The 17,090-nt window shown below is 42.5% G+C and carries 21 protein-coding genes and 1 pseudogene; 17 read left to right on the top strand and 5 right to left on the bottom strand.

Going from position 1 to position 17,090, the window contains the following annotated elements:
- The 7 genes and pseudogenes from D7V32_RS15680 to D7V32_RS15710 all read left to right on the top strand — a co-directional run.
- A pseudogene (locus tag D7V32_RS15680) lies at positions 1-280 on the top strand (sulfate ABC transporter substrate-binding protein); the annotation flags it as partial.
- A 28-nt stretch (positions 281-308) separates the two neighbouring features.
- Positions 309-914, top strand: a complete 606-nt coding sequence (locus D7V32_RS15685) for an RBBP9/YdeN family alpha/beta hydrolase (RefSeq protein ID WP_120403766.1) — start codon at positions 309-311, stop codon at positions 912-914.
- Between the two features lie 86 nt (positions 915-1,000).
- Entirely contained in the window at positions 1,001-1,834 is an 834-nt protein-coding gene (cysT, locus tag D7V32_RS15690) for a sulfate ABC transporter permease subunit CysT (protein ID WP_120403767.1), read from the top strand.
- Positions 1,831-2,718: a sulfate ABC transporter permease subunit CysW gene (gene cysW / locus D7V32_RS15695; protein WP_120403768.1), complete on the top strand. Its 888-nt coding sequence runs from the start codon at positions 1,831-1,833 to the stop codon at positions 2,716-2,718. The genes cysT and cysW overlap by 4 nt, the downstream gene beginning before the upstream one ends.
- An 11-nt stretch (positions 2,719-2,729) precedes the next feature.
- Positions 2,730-3,791, top strand: a complete 1,062-nt coding sequence (locus tag D7V32_RS15700; protein WP_120403769.1) for a sulfate/molybdate ABC transporter ATP-binding protein — start codon at positions 2,730-2,732, stop codon at positions 3,789-3,791.
- Between the two features lie 53 nt (positions 3,792-3,844).
- Positions 3,845-4,768, top strand: a complete 924-nt coding sequence (locus D7V32_RS15705) for a CysB family HTH-type transcriptional regulator (RefSeq protein ID WP_120403770.1) — start codon at positions 3,845-3,847, stop codon at positions 4,766-4,768.
- A 120-nt stretch (positions 4,769-4,888) separates the two neighbouring features.
- Complete coding sequence (locus D7V32_RS15710) at positions 4,889-6,112, top strand: OmpP1/FadL family transporter (protein ID WP_120403771.1); 1,224 nt, start codon at positions 4,889-4,891, stop codon at positions 6,110-6,112.
- 96 nt (positions 6,113-6,208) lie between these two features.
- Here D7V32_RS15710 and carO read toward each other — a convergent pair whose 3' ends face one another.
- The gene (gene carO, locus D7V32_RS15715; protein WP_120403772.1) at positions 6,209-6,922 is read right to left on the bottom strand and encodes an ornithine uptake porin CarO; all 714 of its coding nucleotides are present in this window, start codon (positions 6,920-6,922) and stop codon (positions 6,209-6,211) included.
- Positions 6,923-7,230: 308 nt separating this feature from the next.
- Between carO and dapD the strand changes: the two genes are divergently transcribed.
- The 6 genes from dapD to D7V32_RS15745 all read left to right on the top strand — a co-directional run bounded on the left by dapD (position 7,231) and on the right by D7V32_RS15745 (position 11,220).
- Positions 7,231-8,052 (top strand): 2,3,4,5-tetrahydropyridine-2,6-dicarboxylate N-succinyltransferase, encoded by an 822-nt coding sequence (dapD, locus tag D7V32_RS15720; RefSeq protein WP_120403773.1) that lies wholly within the window; start codon positions 7,231-7,233, stop codon positions 8,050-8,052.
- A gap of 95 nt (positions 8,053-8,147) precedes the next feature.
- A complete protein-coding gene (gene queE, locus D7V32_RS15725; protein WP_120403774.1) occupies positions 8,148-8,858 on the top strand; it encodes a 7-carboxy-7-deazaguanine synthase QueE in 711 nt (236 codons plus the stop codon).
- Positions 8,859-8,899: 41 nt separating this feature from the next.
- Positions 8,900-9,571 carry a 7-cyano-7-deazaguanine synthase QueC gene (gene queC, locus D7V32_RS15730; RefSeq protein ID WP_120403775.1) on the top strand — a complete coding sequence of 224 codons (672 nt, stop codon included), beginning with the start codon at positions 8,900-8,902 and terminating at the stop codon, positions 9,569-9,571.
- A 13-nt stretch (positions 9,572-9,584) separates the two neighbouring features.
- The gene (locus D7V32_RS15735) at positions 9,585-9,992 is read left to right on the top strand and encodes a hypothetical protein (protein ID WP_120403776.1); all 408 of its coding nucleotides are present in this window, start codon (positions 9,585-9,587) and stop codon (positions 9,990-9,992) included.
- Between the two features lie 66 nt (positions 9,993-10,058).
- Entirely contained in the window at positions 10,059-10,742 is a 684-nt protein-coding gene (locus D7V32_RS15740; protein WP_120403777.1) for a Dph6-related ATP pyrophosphatase, read from the top strand.
- A gap of 22 nt (positions 10,743-10,764) precedes the next feature.
- Positions 10,765-11,220 (top strand): peroxiredoxin, encoded by a 456-nt coding sequence (locus D7V32_RS15745; RefSeq protein WP_120403778.1) that lies wholly within the window; start codon positions 10,765-10,767, stop codon positions 11,218-11,220.
- Positions 11,221-11,286: 66 nt separating this feature from the next.
- Here D7V32_RS15745 and D7V32_RS15750 read toward each other — a convergent pair whose 3' ends face one another.
- Positions 11,287-11,889, bottom strand: a complete 603-nt coding sequence (locus D7V32_RS15750; RefSeq protein WP_120403779.1) for a LysE/ArgO family amino acid transporter — start codon at positions 11,887-11,889, stop codon at positions 11,287-11,289.
- A gap of 123 nt (positions 11,890-12,012) precedes the next feature.
- Here D7V32_RS15750 and D7V32_RS15755 point away from each other — a divergent pair, with 123 nt between their 5' ends.
- Positions 12,013-12,909: a LysR family transcriptional regulator ArgP gene (locus D7V32_RS15755; protein WP_120403780.1), complete on the top strand. Its 897-nt coding sequence runs from the start codon at positions 12,013-12,015 to the stop codon at positions 12,907-12,909.
- A 46-nt stretch (positions 12,910-12,955) separates the two neighbouring features.
- Here the strand turns inward: D7V32_RS15755 and D7V32_RS15760 are convergent, their stop codons facing one another.
- Positions 12,956-13,525 carry a YceI family protein gene (locus D7V32_RS15760; protein ID WP_228200234.1) on the bottom strand — a complete coding sequence of 190 codons (570 nt, stop codon included), beginning with the start codon at positions 13,523-13,525 and terminating at the stop codon, positions 12,956-12,958.
- Positions 13,526-13,621: 96 nt separating this feature from the next.
- The gene (locus D7V32_RS15765) at positions 13,622-14,188 is read right to left on the bottom strand and encodes a nicotinate-nicotinamide nucleotide adenylyltransferase (RefSeq protein ID WP_120403781.1); all 567 of its coding nucleotides are present in this window, start codon (positions 14,186-14,188) and stop codon (positions 13,622-13,624) included.
- A gap of 105 nt (positions 14,189-14,293) precedes the next feature.
- Here D7V32_RS15765 and D7V32_RS15770 point away from each other — a divergent pair, with 105 nt between their 5' ends.
- On the top strand, positions 14,294-15,094 hold the full coding sequence (locus D7V32_RS15770) for an enoyl-CoA hydratase-related protein (RefSeq protein WP_120403782.1): 801 nt from the start codon (positions 14,294-14,296) through the stop codon (positions 15,092-15,094).
- Between the two features lie 104 nt (positions 15,095-15,198).
- Positions 15,199-15,960, top strand: coding sequence for a nitroreductase family protein (locus D7V32_RS15775; protein WP_120403783.1), 762 nt, complete (start codon positions 15,199-15,201; stop codon positions 15,958-15,960).
- 216 nt (positions 15,961-16,176) lie between these two features.
- Here D7V32_RS15775 and D7V32_RS15780 read toward each other — a convergent pair whose 3' ends face one another.
- Positions 16,177-16,494 carry a Nif3-like dinuclear metal center hexameric protein gene (locus tag D7V32_RS15780; protein WP_120403784.1) on the bottom strand — a complete coding sequence of 106 codons (318 nt, stop codon included), beginning with the start codon at positions 16,492-16,494 and terminating at the stop codon, positions 16,177-16,179.
- 48 nt (positions 16,495-16,542) lie between these two features.
- Here D7V32_RS15780 and D7V32_RS15785 point away from each other — a divergent pair.
- Positions 16,543-17,090, top strand: a 548-nt coding sequence (locus tag D7V32_RS15785; RefSeq protein WP_147394232.1) for a hypothetical protein, incomplete at its 3' end; no start/stop codon positions are given.

Raw genomic sequence — 17,090 nt, forward strand, 5'->3', positions numbered from 1 at the left:
AGTCGCAATTGTGGAAAAAAATGCGGAGAAAAAAGGCAGCCTTTATTTAGCCAAAGGCTACTTAAACTTCCTGTATTCACCGCGCGGCCAGCAAATTGCTGCACAAAACTTTTACCGCCCGCGCAATGCTGCAACCCTAGCTCAATACAGCAAAACCTTCAAACCATTAAAACTGGTAACAATTGATCAAGAATTCGGCGGCTGGGGCAAAGTGCAAAAAACGCACTTTGAAAATGACGGCATCTTTGACCAAATTGTAAAGGCGAACAGCGCAAAATAATGCGCTGAACTGGCTCAGGAGTAATGACATGACTCATACCGTAATCGTTCCAGGTGTAGGCGGCAGCGAACATAATCACTGGCAGTCTTGGCTGCAGCGCCAGCTCATGTCATGTTCCCGTGTACAGCAAAAAGATTGGAACCATCCTGTTTTAAAAGAATGGATTGCGCAATTTGTTCAAACCGTCAGCCCGATACAAGATGATCTCCAAATTGTCGCACACAGCTTTGGCTGCCTCACCACAGTTGCGGCGCTGGCAGAGCATCCTGAATTAAATGTAAAAATTAAAAATTTAGTGCTGGTCGCTCCAGCCAACCCAGCCCGCTTTGGCGATACAGGCTTTGCCCGTGACAGCCAAAATGATTATGCAGCCTATTTTCACCAGCTGAACATTCGCGTACCTGCCCAAATGATCATCAGTGAAAATGATCCTTGGCTGGCATTTGATGACGCGCAGCAGCTTGCGAAAGCATGGAACATCAAACCAATCAATGCCGGTCAAGCAGGCCATATTAATGTTGCATCTGGTCATGGACCTTTTCCTGAAATTTTTGACTATCTCATTTCAGAAAAGGCCATTTTACATATCAATAATGCTGATGAAAGCAAGTACTTATTTAAATTTGCAATTTAAATCACGATAACTATGCTTGAGCGGATTTGTAACTTTTACCTTTTTCTGACTGATTTCAGTCAGCATTCTCTCTTTGAGGAGTAATCATGTCGCAGCGATCCCGAGTGCTGCCAGGATTTGGTCTGTCTCTAGGCTTTACCCTAGCGTATCTGTCTCTTATCGTACTGATTCCTTTATCTGCGGTTTTCATTAAATCGCTAGGTATCGGCTGGGACGGTTTATGGGAAATTTTAAGTTCAGAGCGTATCTTAAAATCCCTGCAATTAAGCTTCACTGCCGCTATTATTGCAGCATTAATTAACGTTGTGTTCGGCTTATTGCTGGCATGGTGCCTTGTGCGTTATACCTTCCCCGGCAAACGTATTATTGATGCTTTGGTCGATTTGCCATTTGCGCTGCCGACCGCTGTTGCCGGTATTGCATTGACCTCGCTATACGCGCCTACAGGCTGGATTGGCCAATATTTAGAACCAATCGGCATTCAAGTCGCATACACTCCTATTGGTATTACATTAGCGCTGATCTTTATTGGTATTCCCTTTGTTGTCCGTACTGTACAGCCTGTCCTCAGCGATTTGGAAACTGAACTGGAAGAAGCCGCTTCTGCACTGGGCGCAACGCGTTTTCAAATTGTCACTAAAGTCATTTTACCTATTTTATTCCCAGCGCTCATCACTGGTTTTGCACTCGCATTTGCCCGCGGTGTCGGTGAATACGGTTCGGTTATTTTCATTGCCGGCAACCAGCCATTTAAAACTGAAATTGCCCCGCTAATGATCATTTCACGCTTAGAAGAATATGATTATGCTGGCGCCACAACCATTGCTGTTGTCATGCTGGTGATTTCTTTTGCAATTTTGTTCCTGATTAACTTAGTGCAAGCTTGGGCGAGCCGCCGCACAGGGAGAACAGCACGATGAACGTGAACAGCAATGCTTTGGCTGAAAAACTGCAATCCCGTGATGCAACACGTGAACCGACTTGGGTTCGCCGCCTGCTCATTACCATTGCGATGATTTTCTTTATCAGCTGCCTAATGCTGCCATTGATCTTGGTCTTCGTTGAAGCTTTTAAACAAGGTGTCGGTGTTTATTTTCAAGCTTTGGTGCATCCAGATACATTATCTGCAGTAAAACTGACTTTGCTGACCGCAGCAATTGCCGTACCGATGAACGTGGTCTTTGGTGTCGCGGCTGCTTGGTGTGTTGCTAAATTCAATTTCCGCGGCAAATCTATTTTAACCACCATTATTGATATGCCGTTTTCGGTATCCCCCGTGATTGCCGGTTTAATGCTGGTGCTGCTGTTTGGTACGCAAGGCTGGTTCGGCGGCTGGCTGATGGACAACGACATTAAAATTTTATATGCCGTTCCTGCCATTGTTTTAGCCACTGTATTTATTACCGTTCCATTCGTTGCCCGTGAGCTGATTCCGCTTATGGAAGCTCAAGGCACTGAAGAAGAAGAGGCTGCTATTGTTCTTGGCGCTTCTGGCTGGCAGACTTTTTGGAAAGTGACCCTGCCAAATATCAAATGGGGTTTAATTTACGGCGTGATTCTATGTAATGCGCGCGCTATGGGTGAATTTGGTGCAGTGTCTGTAGTTTCCGGCCATATCCGCGGTGAAACCAATACCTTGCCGCTGCACGTCGAAATCCTTTATAACGAATATACCTTCAGTGCTGCTTTTGCTGTTTCATCCCTTTTGGCATTGCTTGCGATTGTGACCCTCATTTTAAAAACATGGGTCGAAATCCGCCAAGAGAAACAAGACAAACGCAATGATGATTCAACAGCTTCTTAAGGAATGACCTCATGAGTATTCAAGTCAAAAATATTGAAAAACACTTTGGTGCATTCCACGCGCTGAAAAATATCTCCCTAGATTTTCCAGACGGTCAATTGGTTGCGCTGCTTGGCCCATCTGGCTGCGGTAAAACAACTTTGCTGCGTATTATTGCCGGTTTAGAATCTGCAGACGGCGGTAATGTCATTTTGGAAGGCGAAGATGCAACCAATGTTCACGTCCGTGAACGTGAAGTTGGCTTTGTATTTCAGCACTACGCTTTGTTCCGCCACATGACCGTATTTGACAATATTGCATTTGGTTTACGTGTACGGCCGCGCGCAACGCGGCCGTCTGAAGCAGACATCAAAAAACGGGTAACACGCCTGCTGGATTTGGTTCAGCTTGGCTTCCTTGCTGACCGTTACCCTGCACAGCTTTCTGGGGGGCAGCGTCAGCGTATTGCCTTAGCCCGCGCCTTAGCCGTTGAACCGCGCGTATTGCTTCTGGACGAACCTTTTGGCGCACTGGATGCAAAAGTGCGTAAAGAATTGCGCCGCTGGCTGCGGACACTGCATGATGAACTGCACATCACGTCTATCTTTGTGACCCACGACCAAGAAGAAGCGCTAGAAGTTGCAGACCAAATTGTGGTAATGAACAAAGGCAATGTTGAACAAATCGGTTCGCCGCGTGAAGTTTATGAAAAACCGGCTACGCCTTTTGTCTTTGACTTTCTTGGTCAAGCCAACCGTTTCGAAGGTCAAAATCACAACGGCATTATTCAAATCGGTGAAGACCGCATTCAGCTGCCGCAAGCTCAAAATTCTCCGCAAGGCCCAATCATTGCCTTTGCTCGGCCTGATGAACTGCGTATCCATGCACAGCCGCAGGATAATGCAATTCAAGCAACATTCCTGCGTGAAATTTGGATTGCTGGAAAAGTGCTTGCTGAACTGCAAGACCGCCAAGGCAATTTAATTGAAATTACGTTAACGCCAGATGAAGCAAAGCTGCACCAATTCAGACCCAATCAAACAGTTTGGTTAAGTGCATCTGCTTTACATCTATTTGAAAATCAAGTCGCTTAAGACGAAAAAGGTGGGGCTCTAAAAGCCCCATCCTCTTTGAGGTAATTAGAATTATGAACTTCCAGCAGTTGAGAATTATTAGGGAAACAGTTAGACAAAACTTTAATTTAACTGAAGCTTCCGCAGCGCTCTACACCTCTCAATCAGGCGTCAGCAAACACATTAAAGATTTGGAAGATGAGTTAGGCGTACAGCTTTTTATTCGTAAAGGCAAACGCCTATTGGGCTTAACTGAGCCTGGCCAAGCTTTGCTTAGCATTGTAGAACGCATGCTGGTTGATGCCGACAATATTAAACGCCTCGCAGATGACTTCAATCGAGTTGATGAAGGCACATTAACCATTGCAACCACACATACACAAGCGCGTTATGTCTTGCCGCCGATTGTGAATCAATTCAAAAAAGAATTTCCAAAAGTGCATTTGATTCTGCAGCAAGCCAGCCCTGTTGAAATTACTGAAATGCTGCTTCAGGGCGAAGCGGACATCGGTATTGCAACTGAGTCATTAACCACAGAAGACAACCTTGCCAGTGTTCCATATTACAATTGGCAGCACAGCATTATTACACCGCAAAATCACCCATTGGCGCATCAAGATAACATCAGCATTGAAGATTTAGCGCAATATCCAATTATTACCTATCACGGCGGCTTTACGGGGCGTTCAAAAATCGACCAAGCCTTTGATGATGCAGGCTTAGATGTCGATATTGTGATGTCAGCTCTTGATGCCGACGTAATTAAAACTTATGTTGAACTGAATATGGGCGTAGGTATTGTCAACAATGTTGCATATGACAATGAACGCGACTATCGTTTAAAACAAATTGAAACAAATATTTTTGGTGTAAACACCACTTGGCTTGCAGTGCGTAAGGGTCATCTGCTGCGCGGCTACGGTTATGAATTTATCTCATTGTGCTCGCCTGATGCCGATATTAAAGCGCTTAAACGTGTCGCGTATCCTGAAGATTAATTGATAGCACCTGTAAAAATCAGATAAAAAAAGAGGCTTAAGCCTCTTTTTTTATCTTAAAACTGTTTATTTTTAATATTTTGACCTTAAACTACTCCAAAAAATAATCAAGGCCAGTTTATGAGATTCGCTTATCTGTTTGCTTTAGTTCCACTGAGCATCTCTGTACAAAACTGGGCGGCGGCATTAGAGCATTCAAACCAAAATATCCGCGCTTTTTTAGAATCAGCGAATTATGCTGAAATCAGCTATGCCCAAATTCACTCAGACATTGAAGGCAAAGTACAAAATCAGCAGGAAATTGCTCAGCTAGGCATCCATGATTTCTCTACTGGCAATTTGGTCGGGCGTGATGATTTATATAGCGGCGCAATTAAATTTCAAATCCAGCCGCAAATTTCTGCAGGACTATTATTTGAACAGCCCTACAAGGCTCATTTGCATTATGACTACAGTCCGCAGCTGCCAGATGGCTCAATCCTTCCTATAGAACGCGCGAGAATTAAATTTAAAAGCAACAGCATCACAGGTTTAATTGGCTACCAGCCCAATTCCGCTTGGAATATTTATACGGGTTTAAACCTGCAAAGCTTTGAAGGCGATTTACTTTTAGAAGGTCAATATTATGACGGCCTGAATGGGTACCGCAGTATTTTTAATAAAGACTACCGCCCCGGCTGGCTGGCTGGCATCAGCTATCAAATTCCTGAAATCGCAATGCGCGTAAGCCTCACTTACCGCTCAAAAATTAAATACAAGCTGGCTACAGCAGAATCTACTGCCTATTCAAACGGACAGCTGCATTTAACGGACAGCACCGATACTGTCTTTGAAACACCTCAATCCGCCAATCTAGAATTTCAAACAGGCATTAGTCCTCAAAATTTAATTTACGGAGGACTGCGCTGGGTGAATTGGAGTGATTTCGTCCTTCAGCCGCCGCAATTCAATGCTGTTATATATTATGCATCTTTAGATCCGCGTTTCAGCGGCATAGAAAATACCAAACTCATCAGTTATGAAGACGATCAATGGTCCGCAAGATTGGGGTTCGCACACAAATGGAATCCCTCTTGGGGAAACTTCATTGAGGCTTCATGGGATTCGGGCACCAACAATCCTGCATCTACATTTAACCCTGCAGATGGTTACTATGGCATAGGCACTGGTGTGCAATATAACTTCAATCCGAATACCAACATTATATTGGTCTACTATGCATTAAAATTTAATAAACCGCCGACTGCTCCGCCAGCTCAGGGCACACAAATTGCTTCTCTAACATCTTTGACAAGTGAAAATAATAGCCAGCTCTTTGGACTGCGTTTAGCACATCACTTCTAATAAATGCCATACTTTGCATTTCCCTTTAGACGCAGCCGCTGCTGTTCTTTAAACAAAAAAACAGGCCGGAGCCTGTTTTTTTTACAATACTCGAACTTACCAGTGGTAGCTCACACCCACTTTACCTACTGGCATCCACTCATATTTGTCATCTTGTTCAACACGGCGTTCATGTTCAGCTAAAATAGCTTCATCGCTTAAGCTGCCGCCAGTACCTCGAAGATTTGCGGTTGGGTTACCAGTGTAGTAAGCGCCTACTTCACCAAATACGCCCCAATTTTTATTCAGTTTTGGAGCAAAACCAACACCTAAATAGGGAGCAATATCATTATCGTAATTAACCGTACCGTTTACAGACGTAAATCCTGTAGGTTGGCCATCAATTTCAATTGTGCCGCTGCCTGTTTTAGAAACGAGCGTATATTCAGTATCAACATAGCCAACACCCGCCGCTACATACAGCCCTTGAGCCCAAGGATTTGAGCTTGCTCCCCAAGGGCGCACTTCAGCATTCAAGTAAGCCAATTTATTATCCATATCCATGTCGTATTTCACGCCATCTACAGATAAATCATCAGACCAAGAAATATCACCGCCGTTATAGCCCAAAGCTAAACCTACATATGGGTTTGCGGTCCAAAGCAACGCGCCGCCATACCCTGTCGTACCGACTTCAACACGTGCGCCAGTTGGGATTAATTGATTTTTATCGAAAGCATAGCCATCATGCACGACAGAATTGTCTGCCATTGCTGTACCAGCAGCTGCCAATAATGAAACTGCTAAAACTGTTGTACGTAGAGCTGTCATTTTGTTTCTCCTCAAATACGAACGTTGTTAAATTTTTCAAATTACGCTGTTTCCATGCCCTGCACTATAAACTGCTAACAGGTCACGTTTTATTCAAAATTTGCTTATTTTTTGTTGCTTTTTGATACAAATTTATATTTATTTTTGATATTTCTACATAAATTATTCTTTTTTTCTATATAGGCCAGCCATTTTAATGAATAAAAGAATTTAACAATTAATTCCAATCTATTATTGAATTTCCATCTATTTTTGACTCAATTTAGTGTAAAATCTTGAGAAATTTTTTTTCTGGAAAAAAGAAGATCATGTCTCAGCTTTCAACAATTATTGAACAAGCGTTTGAAGACCGTGCTAATTTCACTGCAGCAGACTGCCCTGCTGAAGTACGTACAGCAGTAGAGGAAGTTATTGCTGCTTTAGACAACGGTACATTACGCGTAGCTGAAAAAATCGATGGTGCATGGGTTGTTCATCAATGGGTTAAAAAGGCTGTGTTATTGTCGTTCAAAATTAATGACAACGAACCTATCGAATCATGTGATCTTCAATTTTACGACAAAGTAGATACTAAATTTACAGGCTGGACTGAAGAACAGTTCAAAGCTGCGGGTGTACGTGTTGTACCTCCTGCTGTTGCGCGTAAAGGTTCTTTCCAGGCAAAAGGCGTGATCTTAATGCCTTCTTATGTCAACATTGGCGCTTATGTAGATGAAGGCACAATGGTCGATACATGGGCAACTGTCGGTTCATGCGCTCAAATTGGTAAAAATGTTCACCTGTCTGGCGGTGTAGGCATCGGCGGCGTACTTGAACCGCTTCAAGCCAACCCGACGATTATTGAAGACAACTGCTTCATCGGCGCGCGTTCTGAAATTGTTGAAGGCGTGATTGTAGAAGAAGGTTCTGTCATTTCTATGGGCGTATTCATTGGTCAATCGACTAAGATTTATGACCGCGCTACTGGCGAAATCCACTACGGCCGCGTACCTGCCGGCTCTGTAGTTGTCGCAGGCAGCCTGCCTTCTAAGTGCGGTACTTACAGCCTTTACGCTGCAATTATTGTGAAAAAAGTAGATGCTCAAACTCGCTCTAAAACAAGCTTGAACGATTTATTACGCGACGAATAATTTAATTATTGGTTGTTTAGGTCTCTACGCTTAGCAATGAGCGTGGAGATTTTTATTTTTGCACTCCTCCTTTCTTTAAATTGGTTAATGTTGTTATGAGTACGCTCCGATCTTCCGCTATTCCTGTTTCTGATCCGTCTGCGGGGCTGCGCATCACGGAGATATTTTATTCATTGCAAGGCGAAGCCAATACCTCTGGACTGCCTACAGTCTTTATCCGTTTAACGGGCTGCCCTTTACGCTGCACCTACTGTGATACCACTTATTCATTTGAGGGCGGTGAGCGCCAATCTCTCGAAAGCATTATTCAAACAACACTCGACTTTAAAACCCCTTATATTTGCGTAACAGGCGGTGAACCGCTTGCTCAGCCAAATGCACTTCCGTTAATGACCCGCCTTGCAGATCTAGGCTGTGAAGTATCATTAGAAACCAGCGGCGCTTTAGATGTATCTAAAGTCGATTCGCGTGTTTCAAAAGTTTTAGATTTAAAAACACCAACATCCGGTGAAGCTGCACGAAATTTGCTTTCTAACCTCGACCATTTAACACAGCACGATCAAATCAAATTTGTGATTTGCAACCGTGAAGATTATGAATGGTCAAAACAGCAAGTTGAACAATATAAGCTGAATGAATTAGTCAGCACCATTTGGTTCTCTCCTGCTTTTGCTGTAGAAAAAGGTGCTGCCCGCTTGCCTCAGCTTGCCCGCGATCTGGCGCAGTGGATTTTAGAAGACCGTCTCCCTGTTCGCTTCCAATTGCAGCTGCACAAGCTGCTATGGAATGACGAAACTGGTCGCTGATCCCGCGTCTTTCAATTTTTAAATTTTTTGGAGTGAAATCTATGCGCACTCGTGCCATTGTTTTATTATCAGGCGGTTTAGACTCAACAACATGTTTAGCTTGGGCACAGGCACGTTATGAGTGCATAGCTCTAAGCTTTATGTATGGCCAGCGTTCTACAACTGAGCTCGATGCAGCGCGTGAACTGACAAAGAAGGCTGGTATAGAGCATCGTGTCATTAATATTGATTTAGGTAACTTAGGCGGCTCTGCTTTAACAGACCACAGCATTGATGTTCCAGATCATGAACAATCCGGCATTCCTGTAACTTATGTTCCAGCGCGTAATACTATTTTCCTTTCTTATGCGCTAGCCGCTGCCGAAGTTTTCGATGCCCAAGCGATTGTCATCGGTATTAATGCCGTTGATTATTCAGGTTATCCTGACTGCCGTCCAGAATTTATTGATGCATTTGCCAACATGGCGCGCTTGGCAACCAAAGTCGGTGTTGAAGGAAAACCTCTTAAATTTGAAACACCTCTGTTACATTTATCCAAAGCAAATATCATTCGCTTAGGCCTAGAACATGGCGTAGACTATAGTCAGACAGTGTCATGCTATCAGGCAGATGACCAAGGGCGTGCTTGCGGCAAATGTGACAGCTGCCGACTGCGTAAGCAAGGTTTTGCAGATGCAGACGTTGCTGACCCGACACGTTATATACCGGTATAACAAGGTAATATTTATGAAAAACTTAACATCAAACATTATTCTTTCTGCGGCAATCTCAGCTGCTGCATTGTTTGCTTCTGCTGCTCATGCCGACAATGAGAAACTTCAGCAGGCATATAAAAGCGCTAACGTTAAATCGGCTTTAATTAATGTTTGTAAAGAAGAAACTGGTAAGGGCAAAAAATTGTCTGCAGCTGAAGTCAGCAAATACTGTACATGTGCAGTAGAAGCTGATGGCCGCTTAACAAATGCGCAAAAATGGGAAATCCAAAGCGCAGTGAACCAAAAGAAAAGCCCTGCGACTCTAGCTTTTGTTCAAAAACAAAATAAAGACTTGCAAACATGTTTCGGCCCTCAGTTAACTGGCAAACTTAAGTCTCTAACTGAAGAAGCAATGAAATCTGCTCAAGCTGGTAAATAATTTACTGCTGCTGTAGAAAAGCCTGCTTTGAGCAGGCTTTTTTATGGATTAAATTTAAGGAATGTTATGTCAAAATCGTGGCGAACGCCCCTGAAAGGCCAAAAGTTCATTGCTTCATACAGCGGCGGCAAGGACAGCACATTAGCGCTGTATGCCGCACTGCAAACTGGCGAAGCGCTTGGGCTGATCATTATGCTTGAAGAGCAAGGCTTACGCTCCCGCTCACATGCAATGCCCTTAGATATTATCTATGCGCAGGCGCAATCGATCGGTCTGCCAATTTTCACTGCAAGCGCCAACTGGCAAGATTATGAAGCTGAATTTTTAAAACTGCTTGGCAAAGCGCAAGAAATGGGCGCCCAGGCCTTAGTGACTGGCGATTTAGATCTGCCGGAACATGAGTGCTGGCATGAAAAAGTCGCTATGCATGCTGGGCTGGAACTGTACATGCCGCTTTGGCAGCGGCCGCATTTAGAGGTTGTTCAGGAGTTTATCCGGCATGGATTCCGCACCATCGTGACGACAGTCAATTTAACCCTTGGAATGACAGCAGATGATCTCGGACAAGTGCTCAGCTTAGACTATATTCAGGCTTTGCAGCGCAGGGGCATTGATCCTTGCGGTGAAGGCGGTGAATTTCATACCACCGTACTGGATGGCCCTCTATTTAAAAAACCGATCGCTGTACGCCAAGGGGAAATTCTGTATCATGATGATTATGCATTCTTAACGCTTGAATTAGAACCTTAGTCAATATTTTGAAGGAATCTGTATGTCGGACATTACTTTACCAAATCAGGCATTCCCTGCTACAGCAGGTGAAATCAACCTTGCTGAGCTTCCAGCTGAATGGCTGATTGTATATTTTTACCCCAAGGACTCGACTCCCAGCTGTACAACACAAGCCGTCGGCTTTTCTTGCCTGAAAGATCAGTTTGATGCCATAAATACAACGGTGATCGGCGTTTCCCGCGACTCTGTAAAAGCGCATCAGAACTTTACAGAAAAGCAGAACCTGACCATTAATTTGATCAGTGATAAAGAAGAAGTCCTGTGCAATCATTTTGATGTAATTAAAGAAAAAAATATGTACGGTAAAAAAGTCATGGGCATTGAGCGCTCAACTTTTATTTTTCATAATGGCAAGCTGGTTAAAGAATACCGTAAAGTTAAAGCAGCAGGCCATGCAGAACAAGTTTTAGAAGATGTCAAAGCCCTTCAAGCCTAAGCCCTCTCTTTATACTCTGCTAAAAAATCAGCCCTAATAGGGGCTGATTTTTTATATCACCGCTCTTTACACTGTATACAGCAGTGAAATGGCAACGCCCCACATAATGAGCGCAATGATTGCATCTAATATCCGCCATGCGCGGGCACTTTGAAATAACGGCAGCAGCGCGCGAGCGCCATAACCCAAACTAAAAAAGAATAATAGTGATGCACTGATTGCTCCAAAGGCAAAATACTCTGGCTGGCTAAATTTTGTTGAGATGGAACCCAATAAAATAACCGTATCTAAATATACATGCGGGTTTAGCCACGTGAGTGCTAAAGCAATCAGCACCACCTTGAGCAAACTGCTTTCATTAACTGTATCGAGCGTCATAACCGACTGATTTTTCCATGCCTGAACAGCATGCTGTACGCCATAGAAGAATAAGAACAATGCTCCGCCCCATTTTGCAAACTGAATAATTTGCGGATAATGCAGCAGTACCGCTGAGAAGCCCATTACCCCAAATAAAATCAGCACAGCATCTGAAAGTGCGCAAACCAAGCAAACCCAAAATACATGTCTGCGTTTCAGCCCCTGTTTCAGCACAAATGCATTTTGAGCGCCTATTGCAACAATTAAGCTCAGCCCCACCAGCAGGCCTTGTAAATATGTATTCAGCATTATTCACATCATTTCAAATTTATCTGAAATGATTATCTGACTTTTTGAAGAAAATTAAGTATTATTTAGAAAATATTAATTTAACTAAATTTTTATTAGTTACATACGAATGGAATGGAAAGTATGCTGAATCATAAACAATGTGAAGCATTTCTTGCTGTTGCAGAGACTGGAAGCTTTGATGCCGCGGCTGAACATCTGCACATTACAGCGTCTGCAGTGACTTTGCGTATTCAAAGTCTTGAAAAGAACTTAGGACAAATGCTGCTTGTAAGGGAAAGGCCATGCCGAACCACACCTGCAGGTTTGGCGCTGATGCAGCATTTACAGCATAGCCGTTTGCTGGAACAGCAATTTATACAAAACCTGCAAGGCCAGACAGATCATGCCGGATTTTATCAGCTAAACATTGCAACAAATGATGACTCACTTGCAACATGGCTGGTTCCGCTGTTGCAGCAAACAGTATTAGAAGAATCTATTTGCCTGCATTTACAAATTGATGATCAAACTCAAACTCACCATTTACTGGAGGCAGGCTTAGTCAGCGCATGTATTTCAACTGAAGAAAAAGCCATGAAAGGCTGTATCGCAGCCCCTCTAGGCTCAATGCATTACCGCATGGTATGCACGCCTCAATTTGCTCAGCAATGGTTTCCGCAAGGCGTGTATCGAGAAGCCTTACGCAAAGCGCCTGCTGTGATTTACAACCGAAAAGATCAGTTTCATGGCGATATTCTGCTCAAACATTTTGGCCTGCAGCAAAGCAGTTATCCGCATCATTTTATTCCGTCATCACATATATTTGCGCAAGCAATTTGCAGCAGTTTGGGCTATGGCATGCTGCCAGATTATCAAAGCATGCCCTATTTAAAAGATGGAACATTAATTGAAATTTTACCTGAGCTTCGCACAGATATGCATTTGTATTGGCATCACTGGAAACAGCAATCAGTACAGCTGCAAAAACTTACACAAGTACTAACCCAGCAAGCCGCCATCCAGATGAATCAATACTGATTTTAAAAACCGCGAACATAAAAAAGGGGCAGTATTAACGCGCTGGCTATTGCTTATTCCACTGCCCTTTCAGTTCAATATGAACCTTCTCACCAACACCGCCTAATGATTTTTTCATGCCAAAGGCAGTACGGTTTATCACTGCTTTGGAATGAACATCCATTAATTTGGGGTTTTCTGCATTCGGTATCAGTTTCGTATCAAATACGACAGGCTGAGTGACGCCCCGTATGGTCAAGTTCCCTTTTACACTGTAATGCTGATAGGCTTGGGCCTGAATAGACGTACTGATAAATTTAACTTTTTTATATTTTTCTACAAAAAAATAGTCACTGCCTAAAATCAAGTTTTTAAGTTCAGGACTGCTGAATGTCACACTGCTGGCCTCAAGCTGCAATTCAACGCGGCCTTTATTGGGAGCCTCTGGATCAAAGCGCAGCTTAGACTGAAAATGATGAAAGTCCCCTTTAACCTGTGACAGTCCGAGCGACTTAATCTTAAAACTGATTTGGCTTTGCGGGGTTAGCGTCCAAACTGCTGCTGAAGCAGCACCGCAAAAACTTACTGTACTCAAACCCAGCATCACTGCTGCGCTGTACATAGATTTTTTATTCATGAAAACCATCATTCACTCATATCATCATGAGCATATAGAGCACTTAAGACCTTCCATATTTAATCAGAAGACTTAAGGCTGGTTTAGATAGTTTCTTTATATATTTGTTTTGTCTTCCGTCAAATATTTGTCCTGCAATTGTTGATAAACCGCCTTATTTTGAAAGTTTTGTAAAAAATTGACTGTTCCAGCAGGAAAGGCCTGCTCATCAATTTCACCGCGGTAATAGGCTTCACGTATAGGGGTTGCAGACATCGCGCCCTTGAGGCTGTCCAGCTCTACCAATGGCCATTCTGGAAAAAACTTTAAATAATAGGATGAATCATCTTTAAAATGGCCAATTAAACCAATACGGTCTTCAGACTGGGTAATTTCAGCAACTAGAGATTTGACCAGTTTCTGCCATTTTTCATCATTATAAACATCAATCACATGCACGAATTTAATCCGAGCTTGATCTTCTTTCGAAAAATTCGACAGAATCATTTGTTCGCGCTCAGCTGCTAAAAACGGATTTTTGATATTGCGTTCATTTTGCGCCGAGCCCAATGCCAAAAGCACATGCTGACTCTGTTCTAGCGCAATTTTTATCGTTTGCATATGAGCCAAATGAAAAGGCTGAAAACGCCCGATAAAAACCAAATAATCAAATGTATATTTCATATCAAATCAAACTTTTTATGAACTGAGCAGTTGTGCCGCTGGCAGAAATATGCGACATAATGTCGGGCATAAAATCAAAACCTATTTTAACGCAAGGATAGTACGATGACACTAAGCTGTATTCAACAACCTCATGAACATTTGAATGCGAATTTGGACAATGGCGTACTGACCTTAGCCATTAATCGCCCTCAGGCAAAAAATGCACTGTATAGCGAGCTCTATCTTTGGATTGCAAAAGCGCTGGATGAAGCAGATCAGGACAAAACAGTACGTACCGTAATTCTGCGCGGTGAAGATGCGGACTTCAGTGCCGGCAATGATATGCAAGACTTTATGAAGTCTGCTGCGCAAAAAGGTCAAGCTCCAGCATCTGAAGGTGCTCCGTTCGTTCTGCTGAAATCTGCTGCTAAATTTTCCAAACCGTTAATCGCCGCTGTCCGCGGTGTCGCTATCGGTATTGGTGTAACCATTCTTCTGCACTGCGATTTAGTGTATAGCGATAACACAGCACTATTCCAAATTCCATTTGTCAGTCTTGGCCTATCACCTGAAGGTGCATCGAGCAAACTCTTAGTTGAACAGGCAGGCTATCACAAGGCTGCTGAATTACTGTTAACTGCTCAAAAATTTAATAGTGAAACTGCTGTTTCAGCAAACTTAGTCAACAGCATTGAAGATGACGTTTATGCTGCAGCTGCCAAAAAAGCTGCTCAGCTGGCTGCACTGCCATTAGCATCTTTGGTTCAATCAAAAGCATTAATGAAACATAATGTAGATGAAATCGTGGCATGGATTGACCATGAAGCTGAAATCTTTATGAGCCGTGTCGGTTCTCCTGAAATGATGGAAGCTGTGGCTGCCTTTATGCAAAAGCGTAAACCAGATTTTTCTCAATTCAATTAATCATTGAACAGCATATTTATTTACAGAAACCATCCAGGACTTTGGGTGGTTTTTTATTGCTGCCCCCATTTATATTTTTATAAAGCAATTATGGACTACCCTGTATGACTGCATCTCAGCGCATTGAAAAGAAACGCTACTTTGAACCTGCACCAGAAGGCATAGATATCGACAACTTTAAAAAAGTTGTTCAAAGCCGCCGCTCTGTGCGCAAATTTACTGACAAGGCTATTCCAAGCGACGTTTTAGATGATTGCCTAGATCTTGCTCTGCTTGCGCCAAACTCATCAAATTTACAGCCTTGGACTTTTTATGTCGTACAAAACCCTACAAAAAAGAAACAGCTGGTAAAAGCGTGTTTAGGCCAGTTGGCAGCAAAAACTGCAGCAGAGCTGATTGTATGTGTTGCGCGTACTGACCGTGTAGATGAAATGGCGAAACGTAATATTTCTGAGTTTCCTTTTCCTGAAGCGCCTGCTGCTGTGCAGAAGTATTACAAGTTCATTCCCTATAACTATAAGACTGGTTACTTTAATTCACTAGGTAACTTTAAGAAAGTCGCTTTCAAAGTTGCACGTACTCTTGATAAGCAACTGCCTGTGACTGCATTTAACCCAGCGGATGCAAAACTTTGGGCAAGCAAAACGACTGCTTTAGCATGTGAGAATTTAGTATTGGCTTTGCGTGCCTACGGTTTTGACAGCTGTATGATGGAAGGTTTTGATGAGCCTTTGGTCAATAAAATTTTAGGTTTAAATAGTCAGCAATATCCAGTGATGGTGATTGGTGCAGGTGAACGTGCTGTAGATGGTGTGTTCTTTCCGCAGTATCGTTTTGACCGTGATTTATTTATTCAGAAGGTTTAACAATATTCTTTATGGAATCTTTCCAAGTCAGTTCTTATTCCAGAACTAACCTTCGGTTCGACCTACTTTTCTTTCGGGAAAAGTAGGCAAAACCATTTTCATCCGCAAAACTCGACAAACTCCAGCTAGTATTAAATACCTCGCAGAAACATTTTTATCACATCAAGTCCTGACTCAAACAATTGCGGATGACTTTTCGCGTATCCAATCTTGTTATTAAAAATTCACATCTAAGATTTGAATAAACTCAAAAGCTGGCTCTTCATAAGGATGACTCGCCTTTAGCGCCCTCGCGACTGCACTCGCCTTCTCCTCAGGCACTATCGTTTCCACGCGCCATTCTGGAATTTGCTCTAAAGCGTCCAGCTCACCAATAAACGGATTTGCACCTTTTACGGGTTTAAACTGCCCTGTACCTAAAACTTGCCATGCACAGTGTTCATAGTTGCCTATACCACCTGCACCTGCTTCAAATACGGCAAGTTTGGTAGATTCAAGATGTGATTCTGGGACGTAATAGATGAGTTTGAGCATTTTTTATAGCCTATCGAATTCCAAATTTTATAGTAGAATAACTTTACATTGCCTATTGAGCTAAAAAACACCCATAAAAATATGAATATTATTGACCTCCAACGTATTCTATATCCCATGTCAAAATGCTTACAAACTGTAAGAAAAGACTATTTCTATTTTGGGTATTCAGCTGATCTAGCAATTTCTATTAAAAATATATCAGATGAAAAATGGGAGCTAAATACGTATGAAAGAGGTCAAATTATTAGCCAGGAATTCTATTTAAGTGAATACATTACTTGTTTAAAACTTTTGCATCATATTGATAAAATTTCCACTGATGATCCAAACACTATGAAACTGATAGATTATTCAGAAGATTGGGCACTTTTAGAAAAAAACAAAGAATTTTATTTTTGTATCCAAAGTTCCAGACCATATCTTTATAGAGACTTTTCAATAAATTTAACCTCTACAGAAATTCAAAACTATAGATCCCTAGGTCGCAATTTTCTTTTTTCATTACAAGCTGAGATTGATGCAAGCATCCCAATCAGAACATCATCAAATTATCACAAAAGGAAAATTAATAATAATTTAGAGAATGAATTATC

The organism is Acinetobacter tianfuensis (genome assembly GCF_003611465.1).
Lineage (GTDB): Bacteria > Pseudomonadota > Gammaproteobacteria > Pseudomonadales > Moraxellaceae > Acinetobacter > Acinetobacter tianfuensis.

What these genes read in the sequence shown, in the direction of transcription:
- D7V32_RS15765 (WP_120403781.1), bottom strand. Translation starts at nt 14,188, where the DNA reads ATGAAATATACATTTGATTATTTGGTTTTTATCGGGCGTTTTCAGCCT.
- dapD (WP_120403773.1), top strand. Translation starts at nt 7,231, where the DNA reads ATGTCTCAGCTTTCAACAATTATTGAACAAGCGTTTGAAGACCGTGCT.
- queE (WP_120403774.1), top strand. Translation starts at nt 8,148, where the DNA reads ATGAGTACGCTCCGATCTTCCGCTATTCCTGTTTCTGATCCGTCTGCG.
- D7V32_RS15760 (WP_228200234.1), bottom strand. Translation starts at nt 13,525, where the DNA reads ATGAATAAAAAATCTATGTACAGCGCAGCAGTGATGCTGGGTTTGAGT.
- D7V32_RS15780 (WP_120403784.1), bottom strand. Translation starts at nt 16,494, where the DNA reads ATGCTCAAACTCATCTATTACGTCCCAGAATCACATCTTGAATCTACC.
- queC (WP_120403775.1), top strand. Translation starts at nt 8,900, where the DNA reads ATGCGCACTCGTGCCATTGTTTTATTATCAGGCGGTTTAGACTCAACA.
- D7V32_RS15775 (WP_120403783.1), top strand. Translation starts at nt 15,199, where the DNA reads ATGACTGCATCTCAGCGCATTGAAAAGAAACGCTACTTTGAACCTGCA.
- carO (WP_120403772.1), bottom strand. Translation starts at nt 6,922, where the DNA reads ATGACAGCTCTACGTACAACAGTTTTAGCAGTTTCATTATTGGCAGCT.
- D7V32_RS15750 (WP_120403779.1), bottom strand. Translation starts at nt 11,889, where the DNA reads ATGCTGAATACATATTTACAAGGCCTGCTGGTGGGGCTGAGCTTAATT.
- cysW (WP_120403768.1), top strand. Translation starts at nt 1,831, where the DNA reads ATGAACGTGAACAGCAATGCTTTGGCTGAAAAACTGCAATCCCGTGAT.
- D7V32_RS15685 (WP_120403766.1), top strand. Translation starts at nt 309, where the DNA reads ATGACTCATACCGTAATCGTTCCAGGTGTAGGCGGCAGCGAACATAAT.
- D7V32_RS15700 (WP_120403769.1), top strand. Translation starts at nt 2,730, where the DNA reads ATGAGTATTCAAGTCAAAAATATTGAAAAACACTTTGGTGCATTCCAC.
- D7V32_RS15710 (WP_120403771.1), top strand. Translation starts at nt 4,889, where the DNA reads ATGAGATTCGCTTATCTGTTTGCTTTAGTTCCACTGAGCATCTCTGTA.
- D7V32_RS15735 (WP_120403776.1), top strand. Translation starts at nt 9,585, where the DNA reads ATGAAAAACTTAACATCAAACATTATTCTTTCTGCGGCAATCTCAGCT.
- D7V32_RS15705 (WP_120403770.1), top strand. Translation starts at nt 3,845, where the DNA reads ATGAACTTCCAGCAGTTGAGAATTATTAGGGAAACAGTTAGACAAAAC.
- cysT (WP_120403767.1), top strand. Translation starts at nt 1,001, where the DNA reads ATGTCGCAGCGATCCCGAGTGCTGCCAGGATTTGGTCTGTCTCTAGGC.
- D7V32_RS15770 (WP_120403782.1), top strand. Translation starts at nt 14,294, where the DNA reads ATGACACTAAGCTGTATTCAACAACCTCATGAACATTTGAATGCGAAT.
- D7V32_RS15740 (WP_120403777.1), top strand. Translation starts at nt 10,059, where the DNA reads ATGTCAAAATCGTGGCGAACGCCCCTGAAAGGCCAAAAGTTCATTGCT.
- D7V32_RS15745 (WP_120403778.1), top strand. Translation starts at nt 10,765, where the DNA reads ATGTCGGACATTACTTTACCAAATCAGGCATTCCCTGCTACAGCAGGT.
- D7V32_RS15755 (WP_120403780.1), top strand. Translation starts at nt 12,013, where the DNA reads ATGCTGAATCATAAACAATGTGAAGCATTTCTTGCTGTTGCAGAGACT.